Raw genomic sequence first — 19,223 nt, 5'->3', positions numbered from 1 at the left:
TCAAAATTCAGTTATTCAGTCATTCAAAATTAACAACATGAAGATAACCCTTTTTTATCATTCTATACTTTCTGACTGGAACCACGGCAACGCCCATTTCCTGCGCGGCATCGTGCGGGAGTTGGAGGAGCGGGGCCATCAGGTGCAAGTGTACGAACCTGAAAATGGCTGGAGTCTGCAGAACCTTGTGGAAGGCTATGGCGAAGAGAAGCTGGAAGAGCTGCAGCAGTATTATCCCGGTATCAGCACAAATTTTTATACCCTCGAAACGCTGGACCTGGATGATGTATTACGTGAAACCGATCTCGTGCTGGTGCATGAGTGGAATGAGCACGACCTGGTGAAACGCATTAGCGAACACCGCGCCGGAACAGATCATTATAAACTGATTTTCCACGATACCCACCATCGCGCCGTAACAGAGCGTGAAGCCATGAGTAAATACGACCTGACGCATTATGACGGGGTGCTGGCATTCGGGCAGGTGATCCGGGACCTATACCTGCAGGAAGGCTGGACAAGCAAAGCCTGGACCTGGCACGAAGCGGCAGATACCTCCGTCTTCTATCCACACGAAACAGAGGAGAAGGAGGGAGACTTAATCTGGATTGGTAACTGGGGCGATGAAGAACGCACCGCTGAGTTGCACGAGTTCCTGATAAACCCGGTGAAGGAACTGGGGCTGAAGGCAAAGATTTACGGTGTGCGCTATCCCGGGCATGCCCGCCTGGCGCTGGCAGAGGCTGGCATCGAATATGGAGGCTGGCTGCCTAACTATAAAGCCGCAGAGGAGTTCGCCAAGTATAAGGTAACGGTACACGTGCCGCGCAGGCCGTATGTAGAGGCACTGCCGGGTATTCCGACTATCCGGCCTTTTGAGGCCATGGCATGTGGTATACCCTTGATATCCTCCCCATGGGAGGATGCCGAAAACCTCTTTACGCCGGGGAAAGACTTTTTAGTGGCCCGCACCGGCGAGGAAATGAAGCAGCAGCTCCAAACCATTCTCAACCAGCCTGGCAAAGCAAAAGAAGTGGCCGATCACGGCCTGCAGACGATACTTAGCCGCCATACCTGTGCCCACCGTGTAGACGAACTAGAGAAGGTGTGTGAGGAGTTGGGTATCGGAAAACCTAAAATATATCTCACCCAAACCGAACAAGCCCTGCATGAAAAATAAGAAACTGAAAATAGCCTTTTTCGGCTCAAGCCTGGTATCGGCGTATTGGAATGGTGCCGCCACCTATTACAGAGGCATCGTGCGGGCGCTGAGCGAGCGGGGTCATGAAATCACTTTTTACGAGCCCGATGCCTACGACCGTCAGAAAAACCGCGATATGGATGACCCGGACTGGGCAAAGGTGGTAGTGTATGAGGCGACAGAAGAAGCTGTGGCGAAATGCCTGCAGGAGGCAGCCAGCGCCGACATGGTGGTAAAAGCCAGTGGCGTAGGTGTGTTTGATGAACTGCTGGAGCGCGAGGTGCTGCAACTGCAGACAGAAGAGCGCCTGGTGGTGTTCTGGGATGTAGATGCGCCTGCCACACTGGACCGTGTGCACAACAACCCTGACGATCAGTTCCACCAGCTGATACCGCAGTACGACATGATCCTGACCTATGGCGGCGGTGACCCTGTGGTGAATGCTTATGAGGCCTTAGGTGCCAGAAAGTGCGTGCCGATTTACAATGCCCTGGATACCGCTACACATTACCCGGTAGCACCAGATCCTAAGTTTGCCTGCGACCTTGCCTTTCTGGGCAACCGGCTGCCCGACAGGGAGGCACGCGTGGAGGAGTTCTTCCTGAATCCTGCGGCGGCAACACCAGATAAACGATTCATGATTGGAGGCAGCGGCTGGGGCGATAAACCCATGGCCGATAATGTTACGTACATAGGCCACGTGTATACAAAAGACCACAATGCCTTTAACTGCACACCAAAGGCGGTGCTCAACATCAGCCGCGAAAGCATGGCCCGCTACGGGTTTTCGCCTGCTACGCGTGTTTTTGAGGCTGCCGGCGCCGGTGCCTGCATCATTACCGACTACTGGGAGGGCATTGACTTCTTCTTTGAACCAGGCAAAGAAATTTTAGTAGCCAGAAGCGGCGCAGAAGTAAACGAAATTATTTCAAATTTATCAGAAGAAAATGCAAAGGAAATAGGAGAAGCTGCGTATAGAAAAGTACTGTCGGCACACACCTACAGCCACAGGGCAGCGGAACTGGAAAAGCTGCTGTATACAAAAGTGAAACAATCTAATGCAGCATGGGCATGAACATAGTTATCCTTGGTCTATCTATCACCTCTAGCTGGGGCAATGGCCACGCCACTACTTTCCGTGGATTGGTGCGTGAGCTAAACAATCAGAACCATAATGTGCTTTTCCTGGAGCGAGATGTGCCCTGGTATGCAGGCCACCGCGACCTGCCTGAACCGGAGTACTGCCAGACAGAACTCTACACCTCTCTAAAGGATTTAAAGCAGCGCTTTACCGAACAGGTACGCGAGGCTGATCTGGTGATGGTGGGTTCTTATGTGCCGGACGGTGTGCAGGTAGGAGAGTGGGTCGTGAAGACGGCGCAGGGCATTAAGTCCTTCTACGACATTGATACGCCTGTAACACTGGCCAAACTAGAGCGCAAAGACTACGAGTACCTGCACCCAGACCTGATACCGAAGTACGATTTATACCTGTCGTTTACGGGTGGCCCAACCCTGGACCTTCTGGAGGGAAAGTATGGCTCCCCCATGGCGCGTGCCCTCTACTGCTCTGTTGACCCTACATTGTATTACCCGGAATTTCAGGAAGCAATCTGGGATCTCGGTTACCTCGGCACTTACTCCGATGATCGCCAGCCTCCTTTAGAGAAGCTGATGCTGGATGCGGCACGCGCCTGGCCGGGAGGCCGGTTTGTGGTGGCCGGGCCGCAGTACCCGGAAAGCGTGCAATGGCCTGCCAACACGCAGCATATTACCCACCTGCCGCCCGCGAAGCACCGCAAGTTTTACAACAGCCAGCGCTTTACACAGAACATTACCCGGGCCGACATGATACAGGCAGGATATGCTCCAAGTGTGCGCCTGTTTGAGGCAGCGGCCTGCGGCACCCCGATTATATCGGATTACTGGGACGGGCTGGATACTTTCTTCAAAATCGATTCTGAAATCCTGGTGTCTTACTCTGCCACAGACACGCTCCGGTACCTGCGCGAAATCTGTAAGTCTGAGCGAAAAATGATAGGCGAGCGTGCCCGTAAGAAAGTGCTGTCGCATCACACGGCGGCCCACCGTGCAAAAGAGCTTGTCAGCTATGCGGAAGAACTGATGACGCTGGATGGCGATCATGATGCCTACGATTATGGCGTAGTTATATAGTTTAATACATTTATAGTTTAATATGCAGGAAATAGAACAGTTAGGACCATGGTTTCACAATTTGCACTTGCCAAACGGAGAGCATACAGCGCCTGATCATTTTTTAGGTGATTTCCCCGCTTTCAAGTGGCAGGAGCTGGAGCCGTATATTCCAACTGATCTGTCGGGTTGGGAAGTGCTGGACATTGGTTGCAACGCCGGGTTCTATTCTATAGAGCTAGCTAAACGTGGAGCGAATGTGTTGGGGATTGATGTAGACCCGCATTACCTGCGGCAGGCCGAGTGGGCCGCCAAACAGTTTGGCCTTGAAGATAAAATCGAACTGAAGCAAATGCAGGTGTATGATGTCGCCCGCCTGGACCGGCAGTTCGACCTGGTGTGGTATATGGGTGTATTGTACCACCTGCGCTACCCACTGCTCTCGCTGGATATCCTTTCTCAGAAAACCCGCCGCATGATGGTGTTCCAGACATTAACCATGCCAGGCGGGGGAGACACAGAAACACCAGATGATTTTGAAATAAACGATCGCCAGCGCATGCTGGAGGAAAGCTGGCCAAAGATGGCTTTCATAGAAAAGAAAATGGCCGGAGATATTACCAACTGGTGGGCACCCAATCATGCTGCCATTAAAGCTATGCTGCGCTCCTGCGGCTTGCGGGTAACCGAACAGCCCGGGCACGAAATTTACATCCTGGAGGTGGACGAGGCGCTCCGGAAAGCCCAGCAGTGGAACCAGTCAGAACTTCTTTCGGCTACAGGCCAGGACTGGCAGGAGGCGGTACAGCAGAAGGTGGCGGGAAAAAATGAGTATATGGTGGGGCAGAACGGCAGGAAATGATTCCAGCAAGTACAACTCTTATCAAAAGGTAAACCGGAAAATTGTATTAAATTATAAGCAAAGCCCGCTATTACAGCGGGCTTTGCTGTTTTAAAAGGGATAAGGTTTAACTTGCGGCAAGCTTTATTTGAAATGGAAAACAAAGTAAATACCCTGGCACCCTGGAAAGTGCTAAAGTCGGAAATGGTAGTAGAGGAGAAATGGTACAAGCTGCGCCGTGACCACGTCATGCTCCCGAACGGCCTTGAGATGGATGACTATTATGTGAGTGTGCGGCCAAATGTAGTGCTCGTTTTCCCGCTGACCGAAGACAACCACGTCATCTTTGTGCGGCAGTATAAGCATGCGGCCGGTGACATCTTTATCGAATTACCCGGTGGTGTGGTGGATGAAATCGAAACAGAACCCACTGAAGCCGCCAAACGGGAGATGCTGGAGGAGACAGGCTTCACATCTGATGAGGTGGAACTGCTGCTCGAGGTAACTGATAACCCCACCAAAGACACGAACAGGATGTACTACTACCTGGCCCGCAACGTTAAAAGAGTAGCAGCGCAGGACCTGGATGAGTCAGAGGCGATTGAAGTACTGAAAGTGCCGCTTCACGAGGTAGTCGATATGATATCGGAAGGTAAAATAAAGGTTTCCGGTTCTGTGGCCCTCTGCCTGCTGGCTCTGCGAAAGCTGGGGGTGTAAAAGATTTAAATCTTCACAGGTTACATCATATAGTCCTGCAGTATCTCCAGCCCCTCTTTGTCACTTTGGGCTTCTACTACCTCGTTTATCACAAACTGGATCTCCTGTTCGGTCCAGCTTTCCTTCTCAGCGGCTTTTACAAAGGTATCCAACGCTGTGAAGCGGGAGCCTTGTGCGGGTACCGGAGCCTTTACTTTCTTTCTGATGCGCATGGTAAGGTTTTTTTGCAAATGTACGAAGTCCAGGATTTTGTGGGAATAGAAGCAAGGCTTTTGTTGCCGTCGTTTAATTAATGACTTTGTGCTTTCCCTTCATCCGGCCTTCCCGTTAGCTCCACATGTAGCGCTTTCTGCTTAACCCTTTACCCTTTTGGACGTTCTAATGATGGTACAAACAGAAAGAAACAGGCTATGGAGAAACAGATATTTACGTTTGATGAGCTACAGCAACTCGATGACCTTACCATTATGCACTATGCCGTGCCGGTTATTGTGCTGTCGGTGGTGGTGGAGTGGATTGTGGGCGTTTACAAAAAACGTAATTACTATCATAAAACAGAATTTGTCTCGGCCTTAACCATTGGGGCTGTAAACACAATTCTCAGTGGGGTGCTTAAAATCTGGCTGTTTAGTGTAGCCCTGGTTGTTTACAACATGGTGCCCTGGGCCATGCCAAGAGAATGGTGGGGATTTGTCATCTGCTTTGTAGCCGTGGACTTTTGCCGTTACTGGGCGCACCGTATCGCACATGAGCAGCGCTTCTGGTGGGCAACCCATGTCACGCATCACTCTTCCGAAAGAATGAATTTCTCTGTGTCGTTCCGCACCAGCTGGACGCAGCATATCAAGTTTATATTTTTTATACCGGTGCCCTTACTCGGTATAGACCCTTTCACGTTCTTTATATGCCACCAGGTGGCGGTATTGTATCAGTTCTTTGTACATACTGAGCTGGTAAAGAAAATGCCTGCGCCCATCGAGTATATCTTCGTGACACCTTCCCACCACCGCGCACACCATGGCACTAACCCGGAATACATAGACAAGAACTACGGTTCCACCTTTATTATATGGGACAGGATGTTTGGCACCTTTGTACCGGAGGAGAAGAAGCCTGTCTATGGCCTGACCAAACCCGTAACATCATTCAACCCCGTGTACCTGGTATTTCATGAGTGGGTGGATCTGGTGAAGGATCTGAAGCATACCAAATCAGTTAAGGAGGTGTTCCGCATGCTGTTCAGCCCTCCCGGAACAATTGTAACAGCCCATCAGCAATTGAGCCTGGTGCCGCCGCCAGAGCAGGAGGTAGCAGCCGAAAAGGAGAAAGAGAAAGTAATTTTCCAGCCAGCAGACACGGCAGGTGCCGCCTGAAAATAATGCATCTAAAAGAGAAAAAGCATGGCAGTTGCCATGCTTTTTCTCTTTTAGTAACTTTCCTGGTTTAATGTGCTCTCCTGCCGCGACGAAGGGTTGGTTTGCGCTTCACGCGGCACACCCATTTTTTCTTCGCGGCGCTGCTGGTACTGCTGAAACTGCAGTGGTGTAAGCACGTCTTTTATAAGAGAAAGCCTTGATTGGCTGATAACATCCATCTGCTTTACAATCTTTCGGGGGTCTTTCTGAAATTTAATTTTGGCCTCCTCCGCATCTTGCATGCTTTTGAGGTTTATGGCTTTTATCTTCTGAGTTTGATCCGGGGTAAGGCGCAGGTGTTTGGCCATACCTGCTGTAATTTCATCCGCACGCTGCTCAAGTGATTTGGAACCAGCCTGTGCGGCTGTAGCCTGCTGCTGTGAAACAGCCGGGCCTTGTGCAAAAGTGGCCGTAGTGGCAAGTGCAAAAAATATAGCAAAGGCTATTCTCTTCATATTTTCGGTTTTTATCTTCCGGTGTTGCAGAACAATTTTCGTTCCGTTTTATACGTCACTGAAGGTTTTTTAACAAAGCCGCTCTGGCGATAGTTCTACAGCTAACGTTAACTTTCGCTGTGGAAGTATACTTTATAAAAGTGCATGCCGCGTTCTTGGTCAAAGCCGCGTTCCACATACTGCTCACTCTGCTCTGGGTTATATCCGCTGAACTTAATCTCTATCTGCGTATCCAGCTTTATAAAGTTGCGGAACTTGCGCTTCATGTTGCGCACTGTATTCTTGTTGATGGCAAAGTCAGCAAAGCCTTCTATGTCGCGCTCTTCGGCAAAAGCCTGGCTATAATCTTTAAAGCGCTCTTTTGTTTCCGGTTCGTCAATCACGCTGCTGGTGAACTCCTCTAGGTCAAATGTTTCACTTTTTGAAAAGTAGTCGACTGAGCGGCTGATAAAATCAACCTGTGCTTTTTTGCTTTCAGTTTTAGCGAATACCTCTTCCGAAAAATCCTTGCACAGGTTCAGAGCAGCCTTTGTATTAAAGTTCGTGTCCTTTAGCTCCGTCACGTTCAGGAAATCCTCCTTCCAGAATACTGCATCGGTACTGTTGGCATCTACTAATTTCACCCTGAAGCCATCCTCGGCCTCCATGTTATAGATCATACAGCCTTTGTCTACACCTTTTAGGTTAACGCCGGAGTGATAATCCACATTCAGGTCATCGTTGTTGTCCTGAAAGGTCAGGAAAGTGTCTTTGTTCTCTGATTTAAAAATACCAACGGCCTCCACAAAATCGTCTTCCATCAAACAACCTGCAAAATGCACCACGTATAGCTCGCCGCTTTTTACCTTCGGGTGGTCCGACTGCTCGTACAGGTGGTTCAGGATGTGCACAGAATACTCAAAGAATTTGGCGGGTTCATTGAATATCAGGGCGGAATAGGCGAACATCTCATTCAGGGCGATGTCGGAGGTGTGTGTAAAGCGGAAGAATTCCTCCTGCTTGAAAGGGGACAGAAAGTAGTTCAGCAGCAGGTCCGACAGCTGCTTATCGCGTAGATCCACCACTTCCTTTGAGGCCACTACACCTTCGTCTTTTGCTTTGTTGCCTACCCGGTGCACGGCTACTTGCTTCAGGCGTACCTGCGTTTTTTCGTTCATCTCTTATGTCCTTCTATTGCGGCTGCAAAGCTACTATTTTAATCCTGGATGAACGAAAAATTGCACGGCCAGAGCAACTGTTCTTCTCTGTTGAAGTAAAAATCATTGAGTCGAGTCAAATTCAAAATACATGAGCCTGCCCCTACCCCTCCGAGGAGGGGAATTTAAACAGTTGTGATTTAATCCCCTCATCGGAGGGGCAGGGATGGGTATTTTTTTTCGCAACTGCTGACAAAACTCTATAACCCAATGCATGTAGCAGGCTCACAGACACAACAAAACCACAAACCTATGAAACCAAACATCATTGCGCCACCGCCATGGAAGTTAACCGGAGAAGGCATTGTGCTGCTGTATCATTTTCCGAAGGAGTTTAACCAGCAATATGGTTTTATGGAAAGCTATCAGCGCGAGGGGTACAAGGCCGGATTAGGGGCTGTGCTGCTGGTGGAGTATAAAACGGCAGATGTGGGTCCGTATTTTGAGCTGCTATATATACCGGGGATATTTTGTATAGGTGGTAAACTGACCTTCTCTATTTCCAGGATATTTGTCTCCACCTACGACAGCGTCTGGAACGGGAGAGAGAACTGGGGCATACCGAAGGAAATGGCAGATTTTACATCTGTAAAGCGCCCCAATGGAGAGCGGGTGTATGAAGTAGAGGTGAACGGGCAACTCATCTGTGAAGCGCATGTGAAGCCCTGGAGCCCAGCCATTCCTTTTTCCAATAAGCTCATTCCCTGTACGCGCATCGTGCAGCAGCATCAGGGCCAGTTGCTGCTGACGCGCCCTATTGCGTCCGGCCATATGCGGCTGGCCTCTCTGAGGCACATGGCAACAGATGCAGCTTTTTTCCCACCACTTCACCAACTGAAGCCATTGGCTGCGCTCTCTATTCCCGGTTTTTTAATGACTTTTCCTTCTCCTGAAGTACTTTGAAGCTAAACTACTCCCTTTCTGGATGGCAAGAACTTAAACAGTTATTTAATTACATGTTCATACTAATTCAAGTTGCGGTATGAGCATTTCACTGTTTCACTACCGTTGAAGACCCACCCCTGCCCCTCCCAAGAGGGGAATTTTGACCTGTAAGAAAGATTCCCCTCTTGGGAGGGGCAGGGGTGGGTTCATTTAAGATGCGAAAATAAACCGCAACTTGAGTTACTTGTATAGTTTACCTCAAATTTCTATTCAGCTTTAGAACCTGCTCTTTGGAAATTCTATCATTCGTCTGCTTTCTCCGCCTTAAAGAGGCCCCAATGTTACCGTTAACACCTCCGTTCATTATCAGGTTAATATTTTTATTCAAAAATATTAACCTGATAATGAACTAATTGCGAATTATATTAAAAGGTGCAGGTATCAAGGGAACCTTTCTGGCACGGTTATTCCATTCTTCACAATCAAGCAGCGCAGCTTAGAAATTTATAGGGTATGTTAAAAAGACTACAATCATGAAAAAGATATTTCTACTGATGGCAGTTGCGTTAGGCTTTGCAGTAAGCGATGCGAGTGCACAAAAAAGACCGGGTTATATAAACCCATCACAACCGTACAACACGCAGAAGCAGCAATCAACGGTGCGTTTCGGAATTAGAGCAGGTTTAAACCTGGCAGATTGGGAAGGTGAAACCATGCAGAGCGTGCAGGATTTAGCTGATATCTCGGGTGGTTCTTTTTCGCAGCAAATGCGCACAGGATTTCATGCAGGTGGCTATGTAGCCATTCCAATATTACCGGGCTTTGAGATTGAGCCGGGGCTGCAGTATTCGCAGAAAGGTACTGTGCTGACAGGCAAAGTACCAGTAGAGCAGCTAGACTTCCTGAATACAAACGTTACTATCACAAACAGGGGTGAGTACCTGGATTTACCCGTGCTGGCTAAGGTTTATGTAGGAGAGGGCTTTCATATCTTTGCCGGTCCGCAGGTTTCTTACCTCATCTCTAATAAGGTAAAAGCAGAGGCAGGTGCCTTAGGAATCAAAGCGCTGAACCAGGAGTTTGATGTGAAAAGCAGCTTTCGTGAATTCGATGTGGCTATAACAGGTGGCCTTGGCTATAGATTTGCCAATGGCTTTAACCTAAGCGCCGGCTACGATTACGGCCTCAATAGCCTAGATAACAACGGCAGCTTTGATACCTTTAACCGCGTTGTGAAAACCTCTGTCGGATTTACATTTTAATAATGAGTTTAGTGTTTTAGTTTAGTATTGGGCTACTGCTTTGCGGTAGCCCAAACTCATTTTAAAACAACAGCCCCTGCCTTTTTCAAAAGGCAGGGGCTGTTGTTTTACCTGCTATCTGAAGACCTTACTAAGATTTCTGGTTCTTATAAGGGAATTTCTTAAATGAGTTACGCATCAGGGCGTTAGAAAGCGACTGCCTGAAGTGTATTGAAAGGAACTGACAACACAAGAGACTTAGGCTGCAGCGTATGTTATAGCTGCAGCAAAACTAGAGAAGGGCACCGTTGTGAACGCACAACCTGTAACCCTGCCCATGAATGTTGATAATTTCAACAGTAGAATCCTCTTTCAGGAATTTTCGGAGCTTGGCAATGTAAACATCCATGCTTCTAGCGGTAAAGTAGCTGTCTTCGTGCCAGATTTGATGCAGGGCTTCTTCGCGGGGTAGTACATCGTTCAGGTGCTGGCACAGCATGCGCAGCAGGTCAGCTTCTTTAGGAGAAAGCTTTTGTTCCTGACCTTTCCGGATAAGCAGGCGCAGCTTTGGCTGGAAAACGTACTGCCCTACCACAAACTCTGACTGCTCTTGTTTTGCCGTTCCTGCTCCGGCTTTTCGGTTAAGAATGGCTCTTATCTTGCAGAGCAATACTTCAGAATCGAACGGCTTGGTGATGTAATCATCGGCACCTATCTTGAAACCCTCCAGCATATCTTCTTTCAAGGTTTTGGCGGTTAAAAAGATAAGCGGCACGTTTGGGTTGAGTTTCTTTATATCCCGGGCAAGAGTGAAGCCATCCTTCTCCGGCATCATCACATCGAGTATGCAAAGGTCGTAAGTGCCTTTCCGGAAAGCAGTGAGGCCTTTGCAACCGTCGACGCAGAGGGTAACTTCGTAATCGTGCAGTTCGAGGTAGTCGCGCAGCACAATGCCGAAGTTGGGGTCATCTTCAGCCAAAAGTATTTTTATCACTGTTTCTGCCATAGCTTTTAATTTTGAATAAAGAATTTTGCATAATTGAATAAGCAATGGAGAATTCTGAATATCTGAGTTTAAAATAACTGAATAGAAGCTACAACACTTGCCAACTGTTCCCTAATATTCAAAATTCAGTTATTCAAAATTCAAGCTATCGGCAGGAAAATCTCAAATCGGCTGCCTTTCCCTAATTCACTTTTTAAGCTGATATCTCCGTGGTGCGCCTGTACAATGGCCTTTACATAACTCAGGCCAAGGCCAAAGCCTTTAACATTGTGCAGGTTACCTGTTGGTACCCTGTAAAACTTCTCGAACACCCGCTGCTGCGTATCCTTGCTCATGCCAATGCCTTTGTCTTCCACGGCGATCAGAATGCCTCCGTTCACGTTTTTGGTTACAAGCTGTATGTCAGGTGTTGCAGGAGAATATTTGTTTGCGTTGTCGAGGAGGTTGCAGATCACATTATAAAGGTGCACCTCATCAGACAGTAACTCATGCTGCAGGGCATTCAGTTGCACGTTTACCTGCCCCAGGCGCTGCTCCACCTGCAGGCGTATTCCTTCAATGGCTTTATGGATAAGTGCATGTACATCAATCGGCTGCAGGTTCATTTTAAACTCATTTTTCTCCAGCAACGCTATCTGCAGCACGTTCTCCACCTGTGCATTCATCCGCTTGTTCTCCTCCCTGATGATGCGGGTATAATACTGTATCTTGTCCGGGTTCTCGTATACTTTCGGGTTTGCAATGGAATCAGTGGCCAGCGAAATGGTAGCGATGGGTGTTTTAAACTCATGCGTCATGTTGTTGATGAAGTCGTTCTTCATCTCCGAAAGCTTCTTCTGCTTGTAGATGATATGAATGGTGGTGCCGAAGGTGGCGATGATTACCAGCGTGAACAGGGCCGAAAGCGACAGCATCCCCCACAGCGATTTAAGGGCATAGGCTTTACTGTCGGGGAAGTAAAGCCCCAGGTAATCCGGCTTATCAAATATATCATTCGGGAAGAGGGTAGCTTTATAACTAGGTAAGGCCTGGTGCCTGATGGCGGTAATGTTCTGCGCGGCCACTGTGTCAGTTTGCCCCGCTACAACCCAAAAGCCAAAGTCAAGCAGAATACCCTGCTGCTGCAACTCCGCCTTCAGCAAGTGGTGCAGGCCGTGCAGGTTCAGGCGCTCCTGCAAAGGCTCGTCCTTTACTGCATACTCCACCACCATTTTCTGCACCACATCGTTTAGCTTGTCCTTCTTTATCTCTATTTTTTCAATACTGGAGGCGTCTGTTCTGGCATGTGGCAATCTGATGGGTTTCACAGCGGCGGCCTGACCTTTGGTCGTCACTCTTGTTGGTGTGGCCACCTTCGTCTCCTGCAGTTTTGCAGTGCCCTTCAATGGTGTTGCCACCTTTAGCTGTGTAGCTTCTCTCGATATGGTGGTGCGGGCCGCATTTCCTGATCGGGTTGTAGTGCCACGGCGAAAGTATGCCTGCCTCGCCGTGTCTGTATGGTAAATAAAGATGCTATCGTAGCGCACATTTATGGAGGATATAGCAGCAGGCTCAAATGTTATAGGTATCCTTTTCTGATGTTTCAGGTTGCCCATTTCTGCTGCGAGAAACCGCAGCGTATCAACAGAGATATGGAGGGGTGCGGTATGATGAGACCGGAACAGACTAGCTGCTGAATCAGCTAGTCTTCTGTATTCCTGCACCTTTTCCCACTGAAATTCCGAGTCTATAGAATAGGCTCTTCCATGAACCGGATTCCTGAAATGTATGGTATCCGGCAAGCCTTCTGCCAGGTTGAGGTAGGAGTCGAAAGCTGGAGAAGCGGCAATAGCCTGAGCGGATGCCGCTGCTTTATTATCTCTCAGGTTCTTTCGCCCGGGCGGATGAGTAACTCTGCCATTGTCAAATTTTATGTTTCCCTCCGGAGATATAATGATGAAATCTGCCGGTGCACTCTTTTGCAGAATATCATCATAGGTTACCCTGTGCGCTGTTACCGCTTCTTTTTTAGAAGGAACTGAGAGGACGGTAGTCTTTGGCTTTTCAGGCTGAGGTTTTGGATCTTGATTAGCAGGCTTAGCGACCTTTTTAGCAGGTTTTGGAGGTGTATGAGCATGGCTCTCTGCTGATGCTAATGCTGAGGCATGCGCTGTGTCCGGCAAAGGAGTTGGTGTCTCTTTATTAAGGGATGCCATCTGGTGCGCCACCACCGAAACGGCTTCATGTGTTTCGAGTTTCTCCACCACTTTCGTGAGCGCAGTATTTACGCTGCGGTCAAACTGCTCCTGCTTTACTTTAATGGCATCGTTAATCCAATACAGTTGCAGCCCTACTACACCCAGCAGGGAGATGCTCATCAGCACGATAACGCCTATGATAGTATGCTTGCTCACAAAACAAATGTACGTTTTTGAAACTCCCTGCGCTCGACTTTAACTTTTCTTTAACCTTTTTAGCGGTGCTTTAACTTTGCATGAGTAAAATCTTAAGTAGTTGATAAATAAATAGGTAATGCTGAGTATAAGGTATGAACTTCGGATGGTATTGTCAACCACCGCAACATGTTTACAGCACTAGCCAGCTTACATCTTATTTAACATTTCTTTAACAGACTTTAACCTTGCCTTAACTAAAAGGAGGAGCGAAACAGCGTAAGTTTGAACAAGAACTTAAAAGGACAAAAAGATGAATACTGTAACTACGCTTCTATTGCATGTGGTAAAGATGGCCATCGTTTTTTTACTGGCCTTTTTCCCTCTCCACCAGCTAGCTGCACAGGATGCAGAAGCGGAGAAAACAAAGACCCTGCGCATCAGGATACAGAAAGAGGTAAACGGGAAAATGCAGTTGACGGACACTACAGTGCAGGCAGCAGATCATGCGCAGCTGCTTCAGTCCATAAAAGGCATTACGGTTGATACAGCTTCACTCAGGCGGTTACAGTCCGGACTTTCTGCTACATTTAAGTTCGATACAACAGTTGCCATCACCGACTTCAGAAAAGCATTCATTAATGCGGAGGGCCTGAGGATGGACACCACCGCTGCATTTCATGTCTTGAATGGTGACAAATTTAAAATCTACAAGTTGGATAGTGAAGTAGGCAGCGCAGATCGGAGAGCACTGCTTGAACGTATCAGAAGCCATAAGATGGATACCATCTTCGCCCGCTCGATAAAGGGAAGCAGGATCTTGTACCACAGGGGAGACAGCGCCACGCAATTCCACCGATTTGAGTCTGTAAAGGATGGGAATGTGGTAAAATTCAGGATCGTGCATCCCAATGCTATATTTGAATCAGTAAGAGATTCAGCAGGCAACGTATTCCGGCTGCGTCCTGGCAGCGAAACACTTTTAGGCCTGGATCCCAGTGAAATCAGAAGCATTGTCGTGCATAAAAGCAGCAACGCCATCAGTATTGATTCCTTACTTTCTCCGGGAGAAACCAAGATTCAGCTTAGAGTAATAAAAGACGAGAAGACAGGTGAAAAGAAAGTTTATAGAATAGATGAAAATGGGAAAGAAGAAGAGGTGAAGGCAGAATACCTGAAACTGGGGCATGGAATTTCAAGAGTAGTGATTCATATGAAAGCCAGCGTGGAGGATATCAACGCTGATGATAAGGAGACGCTGAAAGAGGCCGGCGCTGCCGTGGAAACTAAAAAGAAAGAGGTTTTGGCAGTAGAAGAAATAAACTTCTACCCCAACCCGAACAATGGGCGCTTTAACCTGAACTTTAGCCTAGAAGACATAGGCACCACAAGGGTAAGCGTGATGGACAGAAACGGAGAAGAGGTGTTTGTAGATACCGTGGAGAAACTGTCGGGGGAGTATAACCGGCAGATAGACCTGACGCCCTTCGGGCGCGGTATTTATTACCTGCAGATTGCGCAGGGCAAAAAATACCATACAAAGAAAATACTTGTACAGTAAAATCGGTTAGTGAAAATTGTTTGTTCTGAAAAGCTTGCTACCCCAGGTAGCAGGTTTTTTTGTTTTAAACCTATCTGAAGTTTCAGTAGTAAAGTATAGCTGTACAACCCGAGACAATGGAAAAAATGAACAAGACCATCAGAAGTATAAGTGCCCTTTGTGTGTGCTGGCTGCTATGCCTGCCGCTAATGGCACAGGTGCCTGCCACGCTTAACGCGACAATGGATGGCTATGACTATCCCTATGAGGTGAAACACCTGCCTGTTAGCGTGGAGGGCGAGCAGTATGAAATGGCTTATATGGATGTGCCTCCTGCTAGGCAGGTGCAAAACCCACAGGCAGTTATGCTGCTGCACGGCAAGAACTTTTTCGGGGCTTACTGGGGACAGACCATAAAATTCCTGGCCGACAACGGCTACCGCGTTATCGTGACGGATCAGATAGGTTTTGGTAAGTCGGAGAAGCCGGAGGTATACTATAACTTTCACCAGCTAGCGGAGAATACAAAAGCGCTTTTACAGCATTTAAGTGTGCAGCAGGTGGCGGTAGTCGGGCACTCAATGGGAGGCATGCTGGCTACACGCTTTGCGCTGCTGTATCCGGAGATGACGTCGAAACTGGTGCTGGAAAACCCGATAGGGCTGGAGGATTACAGGCTGTTTGTGCCGTACAAGAACCTGGAGGAGCTGTACCAGGCGGAGTTGAAGCGCACAGAGGAAAGTATCCGCGACTACCACCAATCCTACTATACATCCTGGAATCCTGCCTATGACGAATGGGTGAAGGTGCCGGCGGCGCAGATTGGGCACCCGGATTATCCGAAAGTAGCCGAAGCCTCAGCCCTGACGTATGCCATGATTTATCAGCAGCCGGTTGTGTATGAGTTTGATCAGCTGCAGGTGACTACACTCCTGGTAATAGGGCAGGAGGACAGAACCATTGTGGGGAAAGGGTATATAAAAGATAAGCAGAAGCTACAGGAGCATGGGCAGTATCCGGAGCTGGGAAAGAGAACAGCCCAGGCTATTCCGAAAGCTAAACTGGTAGCGTTGCAGGGAGTGGGGCATATCCCGCATATAGCCGCCACACAGCGTTTTCATGAGGCGCTGCTATCATTTCTGAAGTAGCAGCAGTACGTTAATGGTGGTGGTGATGATCGTGATCGTCAGGATTGCTATTGAAGTTTACGATGGTGCCCAGTCCAAAAAACACCGCCCAGCACAGGTAAAGCGCCTCAAAGTTAGGCATGCTTTTGCCGATGAGCAGCATGATAATATTCGCCACCAGGGTCATGACTAAGCCGGTTGCCGCCACAAACTGGTAAGAGTTCATCTCGCGAGGGTCGTATATTTTTGTAAACTTCATAAGCTGCTGTTCTATTCCTGTTTTCTGCCTAACGATTATTTAGCAACAGTGGTGCCATAACCTGCTATTTTTCGCATCAAAGATAACAGAACGGCGCAGTAGTTGTTATAGTCTTGCAAAACAACGCCTGTAGTGCACCTTTTTATTAATGAAGAAGAACCTCCTGTACAGCATTTCGATTCTCCTGTGCTGCCTTTTGATAACCAACACACCAGCAGCTCAGGCTGCAATGATTAAAACCAGCGCCACTGTGCCTGATGATGCTTTTTACACAGCTTTGTCACAGCTCCTGCAGAAGCATGTGGTGGAGGGGCAGGTAAATTATAGGAGCCTGCAAAAAGACAAAGGCGAATTGCAGCGATTGGTGCAGCAAATAGCCCGCTATAATGTAAAAGGCGCCTCTGCTGCAGAACGCAAAGCCTTTTACATGAATGCCTATAATGTGCTGGTGTTACAGCAGGTATTGTCGCATTACCCCCTGAAATCCGTGATGGATGTTCCCGGTTTTTTTGATAAGCAGCAGTTTAACGTGGCAGGAGAGCGCCTTACCCTGAATGAGTTGGAAAAGCAAAAGCTGCTGGCACCTTATAGGGACGCCCGCGTTCACTTCGCTTTAGTATGTGCCGCCAGGTCTTGTCCGCCGCTTCTGAACAAGGCTTACACCCCTGCACAGGTGGAGGCACAGCTGGAAGACCAGGCAAAGCGGACACTGCAAAGCTCAACGTTCATAAAAGTGCAGGATAGCAGTAAGAAGGTACTGGTTTCGGAGATATTCAAGTGGTATGAGCAGGACTTTATGCAGGAAGCACCTTCTATAGCGGCTTATATAAACCGTTACCGCCAGAATAATTTGCCGCCAGGGTACCGGCTGGCCTACTATACATACAACTGGGACCTAAATGATAGCAGCGACAGGTAAAGCTATATGAATGCTTTATTGTGTTTGCTATGGAGCTGTTTCCCAAACATGTGGCATAAGGCAGCGTATACACAAGGGTATTAAAACAAACTTAGTTATGAGCAAGAAAGAAGAAGATCCACATAATGAACAAGACAATATAAATAACGATTACGAGCAACGTGTAGGTATGGGCAACCATCCGGACCCTTCTGCCAAGCGTAACATGGGACCTGACGGAACTACAGAACGACCGGGACAGAAAGACAAGCTGGAGAACCTGCACATTGGTGGCAACGAGAGGACTGGTTATGGAGCCAACACGGATGAAAACGTAGAGTCGAGTGCCCAAGGGCCAGGTTTTGAGTTTGAAGGCAGCGATACCGCCATGGACGATAGCGTGAACGGTATCAGAAGTGGAGATCAGCTTTTGGGTGAAGATAAAGAAACACCAAACGATGAAGATCACAGCCGACGCTAATTAGCAAGGCAGCATAAAAAGCAAGAGGGAGAGCCATTTAGCTCTCCCTCTTGCTTTTTATGCTGTAGCCTCTTTTCATGAGGCTACAGCATAGTGGTCTTTTTTGGGGTGTCTACATTTTCTCTTTCGCTGCTGCAAACATAGTTTCGGAAGCATCTTTTCTGTAAGTAGCATAAGCTTCCAGCTGCTTCGGTGACAGAAAGTTTATGAGCTGCTGCTCATAATCAAGTTCAACTTCTTGCAGTTTCTCATGCAGTAAGCTGTCGTTGTTCGTATAGCTGCGCAGTAATTCCGCTGTTTTAGCCATCCGCTTCCTGTTTAAAGCCTTCAACTGAATGTAGACAGGTTCATTTAGTTGAAGCTTTTGCGTCATAGCTTGCGTAATGCTGGTGCATTTTTTCTCTAGCTCCGGGGATACATCTAGTATACCAACCTGTGCGAATGCAGGAGCAGTCAGAAGTAAAGCGAATACGACGAAAGATAAAATCCTTTTCATGGGTGTATAGGGGTTTGGTTGTTTGTATGATTAATTCCACTATATATTAACATGTTTATATAGTGAATGCTACGTGATACGAACCCTGAAAATTATAGTTGTATTCTTATATATTATTTAAGTTATTTTTATGGTAAGATAAATTAATATTATATTTTCTATATATAAAGTAATTCAAATCTAAATAATAGCAGTCTGGATTAGTAGATGCTTCTATTGATTCAGAGCTTCTGACAAATCAGGGATAAACGCACAAAACAAAGGTTTTGTGATAGGATTAGCTGCCTATACGCTGGAAATAGACAAGCCTTTAATATATAGTTTATCCTATGTTTTGATAGTGCTTTTGACTTACCAGATGATGGATGGAAATGCGGGATTTTGCCTGCCTTGCTTGCAGAGGAGCTGATGCCTCTGCAATAACGAAGGTACTTCAGGGAAGAGGAGAGGGTAGAACAGGGCCGGGAGTTAAGCCCGTTCTAAAGTGCCGAATCCGGCTGCAGGCTGCAGAGCAAGATTTTGCCTAACGGTTCTGAATATAGTCTTCCCGGATTATGTTTAGAATTTCAGGCGACAGTGGCTTAGAGAAGAATTCCTTCACTTCTTCGTTACTTTTTGCTGTTAGAATGTCCTTTCTGTCTACAGCAGACGAGAGCATAAACAGGCTGCAGTGCGCAGTAGCTTGCTCCGGGAGCTTTTTGTATTCATGTATAAACGACCAGCCATCCATGCCGGGCATATTAATATCCAGGAAAATAAGGTCAGGGAAGCTGCCTACTCCTTTATTCGATTCTTCCTGTAAGTATTTCAAAGCATCCTCCGCCCAATCGAAGCTGATAATTTCGTCAGCAAAGTTCTCGTTGCGGATTATACTCTCGCAAACAAAGTTGTTTACCTGGTCATCATCTACTAATACTACTTTCTTTAAAGTACTCATTG

At 47.6% G+C, this 19,223-nt stretch carries 20 protein-coding genes; 12 read left to right on the top strand and 8 right to left on the bottom strand.

Annotated elements, in window-relative coordinates; genetic code table 11:
• The first annotated feature begins 37 nt into the window (after positions 1-37).
• From DXT99_RS18315 to DXT99_RS18295, 5 genes are all read left to right on the top strand, one after another.
• A complete protein-coding gene (locus tag DXT99_RS18315) occupies positions 38-1,180 on the top strand; it encodes a CgeB family protein (protein ID WP_115567077.1) in 1,143 nt (380 codons plus the stop codon).
• Positions 1,170-2,276: a CgeB family protein gene (locus DXT99_RS18310; RefSeq protein ID WP_115567029.1), complete on the top strand. Its 1,107-nt coding sequence runs from the start codon at positions 1,170-1,172 to the stop codon at positions 2,274-2,276. The genes DXT99_RS18315 and DXT99_RS18310 overlap by 11 nt, the downstream gene beginning before the upstream one ends.
• The gene (locus tag DXT99_RS18305) at positions 2,273-3,376 is read left to right on the top strand and encodes a CgeB family protein (RefSeq protein ID WP_115567078.1); all 1,104 of its coding nucleotides are present in this window, start codon (positions 2,273-2,275) and stop codon (positions 3,374-3,376) included. Before DXT99_RS18310 ends, DXT99_RS18305 begins: the two co-directional genes overlap by 4 nt.
• Positions 3,377-3,398: 22 nt before the next feature.
• Positions 3,399-4,217: a TIGR04290 family methyltransferase gene (locus tag DXT99_RS18300; protein WP_115567028.1), complete on the top strand. Its 819-nt coding sequence runs from the start codon at positions 3,399-3,401 to the stop codon at positions 4,215-4,217.
• 132 nt (positions 4,218-4,349) lie between these two features.
• Complete coding sequence (locus DXT99_RS18295; protein ID WP_115567076.1) at positions 4,350-4,913, top strand: NUDIX hydrolase; 564 nt, start codon at positions 4,350-4,352, stop codon at positions 4,911-4,913.
• Positions 4,914-4,933: 20 nt separating this feature from the next.
• Here DXT99_RS18295 and DXT99_RS18290 read toward each other — a convergent pair whose 3' ends face one another.
• Positions 4,934-5,125, bottom strand: a complete 192-nt coding sequence (locus DXT99_RS18290) for a hypothetical protein (RefSeq protein ID WP_115567027.1) — start codon at positions 5,123-5,125, stop codon at positions 4,934-4,936.
• A gap of 198 nt (positions 5,126-5,323) precedes the next feature.
• Between DXT99_RS18290 and DXT99_RS18285 the strand changes: the two genes are divergently transcribed.
• On the top strand, positions 5,324-6,286 hold the full coding sequence (locus DXT99_RS18285) for a sterol desaturase family protein (protein ID WP_115567026.1): 963 nt from the start codon (positions 5,324-5,326) through the stop codon (positions 6,284-6,286).
• A 53-nt stretch (positions 6,287-6,339) separates the two neighbouring features.
• Here the strand turns inward: DXT99_RS18285 and DXT99_RS18280 are convergent, their stop codons facing one another.
• Both DXT99_RS18280 and DXT99_RS18275 read right to left on the bottom strand, forming a co-directional pair.
• On the bottom strand, positions 6,340-6,783 hold the full coding sequence (locus tag DXT99_RS18280; RefSeq protein WP_115567025.1) for a hypothetical protein: 444 nt from the start codon (positions 6,781-6,783) through the stop codon (positions 6,340-6,342).
• A 107-nt stretch (positions 6,784-6,890) separates the two neighbouring features.
• Positions 6,891-7,940, bottom strand: a complete 1,050-nt coding sequence (locus tag DXT99_RS18275; protein WP_115567024.1) for a nucleoid-associated protein — start codon at positions 7,938-7,940, stop codon at positions 6,891-6,893.
• 291 nt (positions 7,941-8,231) lie between these two features.
• Between DXT99_RS18275 and DXT99_RS18270 the strand changes: the two genes are divergently transcribed.
• Positions 8,232-8,882 carry an acetoacetate decarboxylase family protein gene (locus DXT99_RS18270; RefSeq protein WP_181885169.1) on the top strand — a complete coding sequence of 217 codons (651 nt, stop codon included), beginning with the start codon at positions 8,232-8,234 and terminating at the stop codon, positions 8,880-8,882.
• 515 nt (positions 8,883-9,397) lie between these two features.
• The gene (locus DXT99_RS18265; protein WP_246000828.1) at positions 9,398-10,126 is read left to right on the top strand and encodes a porin family protein; all 729 of its coding nucleotides are present in this window, start codon (positions 9,398-9,400) and stop codon (positions 10,124-10,126) included.
• Positions 10,127-10,397: 271 nt separating this feature from the next.
• On the opposite strand, the gene DXT99_RS18260 is transcribed toward DXT99_RS18265, so the two are convergent.
• Together DXT99_RS18260 and DXT99_RS18255 are read right to left on the bottom strand one after the other, a co-directional pair.
• A complete protein-coding gene (locus tag DXT99_RS18260) occupies positions 10,398-11,111 on the bottom strand; it encodes a response regulator transcription factor (protein WP_115567022.1) in 714 nt (237 codons plus the stop codon).
• 140 nt (positions 11,112-11,251) lie between these two features.
• A complete protein-coding gene (locus DXT99_RS18255) occupies positions 11,252-13,504 on the bottom strand; it encodes a sensor histidine kinase (protein WP_115567021.1) in 2,253 nt (750 codons plus the stop codon).
• 292 nt (positions 13,505-13,796) lie between these two features.
• Between DXT99_RS18255 and DXT99_RS18250 the strand changes: the two genes are divergently transcribed.
• Entirely contained in the window at positions 13,797-15,044 is a 1,248-nt protein-coding gene (locus tag DXT99_RS18250) for a T9SS type A sorting domain-containing protein (RefSeq protein WP_115567020.1), read from the top strand.
• Positions 15,045-15,160: 116 nt separating this feature from the next.
• Entirely contained in the window at positions 15,161-16,171 is a 1,011-nt protein-coding gene (locus DXT99_RS18245) for an alpha/beta fold hydrolase (RefSeq protein WP_246000827.1), read from the top strand.
• Positions 16,172-16,181: 10 nt separating this feature from the next.
• Here the strand turns inward: DXT99_RS18245 and DXT99_RS18240 are convergent, their stop codons facing one another.
• Positions 16,182-16,409 carry a hypothetical protein gene (locus DXT99_RS18240; RefSeq protein WP_115567019.1) on the bottom strand — a complete coding sequence of 76 codons (228 nt, stop codon included), beginning with the start codon at positions 16,407-16,409 and terminating at the stop codon, positions 16,182-16,184.
• Positions 16,410-16,557: 148 nt separating this feature from the next.
• Here DXT99_RS18240 and DXT99_RS18235 point away from each other — a divergent pair, with 148 nt between their 5' ends.
• Positions 16,558-17,328: a DUF547 domain-containing protein gene (locus tag DXT99_RS18235; RefSeq protein ID WP_115567018.1), complete on the top strand. Its 771-nt coding sequence runs from the start codon at positions 16,558-16,560 to the stop codon at positions 17,326-17,328.
• A gap of 97 nt (positions 17,329-17,425) precedes the next feature.
• A complete protein-coding gene (locus DXT99_RS18230; protein ID WP_115567017.1) occupies positions 17,426-17,788 on the top strand; it encodes a hypothetical protein in 363 nt (120 codons plus the stop codon).
• A gap of 112 nt (positions 17,789-17,900) precedes the next feature.
• On the opposite strand, the gene DXT99_RS18225 is transcribed toward DXT99_RS18230, so the two are convergent.
• Both DXT99_RS18225 and DXT99_RS18220 read right to left on the bottom strand, forming a co-directional pair.
• The gene (locus DXT99_RS18225) at positions 17,901-18,284 is read right to left on the bottom strand and encodes a hypothetical protein (protein ID WP_115567016.1); all 384 of its coding nucleotides are present in this window, start codon (positions 18,282-18,284) and stop codon (positions 17,901-17,903) included.
• Between the two features lie 523 nt (positions 18,285-18,807).
• The gene (locus tag DXT99_RS18220; protein ID WP_115567015.1) at positions 18,808-19,221 is read right to left on the bottom strand and encodes a response regulator; all 414 of its coding nucleotides are present in this window, start codon (positions 19,219-19,221) and stop codon (positions 18,808-18,810) included.
• Positions 19,222-19,223: the final 2 nt, after the last annotated feature.

Origin of the sequence: Pontibacter diazotrophicus (genome assembly GCF_003367245.1) — a bacterium.
Classification (GTDB): Bacteria; Bacteroidota; Bacteroidia; order Cytophagales; family Hymenobacteraceae; genus Pontibacter; species Pontibacter diazotrophicus.
The sequence above is the reverse complement of the archived record's forward strand: the minus strand, read 5'-3'. Positions and strand labels throughout refer to the sequence as shown.

What these genes read in the sequence shown, in the direction of transcription:
- DXT99_RS18235 (WP_115567018.1), top strand. Translation starts at nt 16,558, where the DNA reads ATGAAGAAGAACCTCCTGTACAGCATTTCGATTCTCCTGTGCTGCCTT.
- DXT99_RS18305 (WP_115567078.1), top strand. Translation starts at nt 2,273, where the DNA reads ATGAACATAGTTATCCTTGGTCTATCTATCACCTCTAGCTGGGGCAAT.
- DXT99_RS18280 (WP_115567025.1), bottom strand. Translation starts at nt 6,783, where the DNA reads ATGAAGAGAATAGCCTTTGCTATATTTTTTGCACTTGCCACTACGGCC.
- DXT99_RS18245 (WP_246000827.1), top strand. Translation starts at nt 15,161, where the DNA reads ATGGAAAAAATGAACAAGACCATCAGAAGTATAAGTGCCCTTTGTGTG.
- DXT99_RS18260 (WP_115567022.1), bottom strand. Translation starts at nt 11,111, where the DNA reads ATGGCAGAAACAGTGATAAAAATACTTTTGGCTGAAGATGACCCCAAC.
- DXT99_RS18270 (WP_181885169.1), top strand. Translation starts at nt 8,232, where the DNA reads ATGAAACCAAACATCATTGCGCCACCGCCATGGAAGTTAACCGGAGAA.
- DXT99_RS18295 (WP_115567076.1), top strand. Translation starts at nt 4,350, where the DNA reads ATGGAAAACAAAGTAAATACCCTGGCACCCTGGAAAGTGCTAAAGTCG.
- DXT99_RS18220 (WP_115567015.1), bottom strand. Translation starts at nt 19,221, where the DNA reads ATGAGTACTTTAAAGAAAGTAGTATTAGTAGATGATGACCAGGTAAAC.
- DXT99_RS18225 (WP_115567016.1), bottom strand. Translation starts at nt 18,284, where the DNA reads ATGAAAAGGATTTTATCTTTCGTCGTATTCGCTTTACTTCTGACTGCT.
- DXT99_RS18300 (WP_115567028.1), top strand. Translation starts at nt 3,399, where the DNA reads ATGCAGGAAATAGAACAGTTAGGACCATGGTTTCACAATTTGCACTTG.
- DXT99_RS18290 (WP_115567027.1), bottom strand. Translation starts at nt 5,125, where the DNA reads ATGCGCATCAGAAAGAAAGTAAAGGCTCCGGTACCCGCACAAGGCTCC.
- DXT99_RS18250 (WP_115567020.1), top strand. Translation starts at nt 13,797, where the DNA reads ATGAATACTGTAACTACGCTTCTATTGCATGTGGTAAAGATGGCCATC.
- DXT99_RS18310 (WP_115567029.1), top strand. Translation starts at nt 1,170, where the DNA reads ATGAAAAATAAGAAACTGAAAATAGCCTTTTTCGGCTCAAGCCTGGTA.
- DXT99_RS18230 (WP_115567017.1), top strand. Translation starts at nt 17,426, where the DNA reads ATGAGCAAGAAAGAAGAAGATCCACATAATGAACAAGACAATATAAAT.
- DXT99_RS18315 (WP_115567077.1), top strand. Translation starts at nt 38, where the DNA reads ATGAAGATAACCCTTTTTTATCATTCTATACTTTCTGACTGGAACCAC.
- DXT99_RS18265 (WP_246000828.1), top strand. Translation starts at nt 9,398, where the DNA reads ATGAAAAAGATATTTCTACTGATGGCAGTTGCGTTAGGCTTTGCAGTA.
- DXT99_RS18275 (WP_115567024.1), bottom strand. Translation starts at nt 7,940, where the DNA reads ATGAACGAAAAAACGCAGGTACGCCTGAAGCAAGTAGCCGTGCACCGG.
- DXT99_RS18285 (WP_115567026.1), top strand. Translation starts at nt 5,324, where the DNA reads ATGGAGAAACAGATATTTACGTTTGATGAGCTACAGCAACTCGATGAC.
- DXT99_RS18240 (WP_115567019.1), bottom strand. Translation starts at nt 16,409, where the DNA reads ATGAAGTTTACAAAAATATACGACCCTCGCGAGATGAACTCTTACCAG.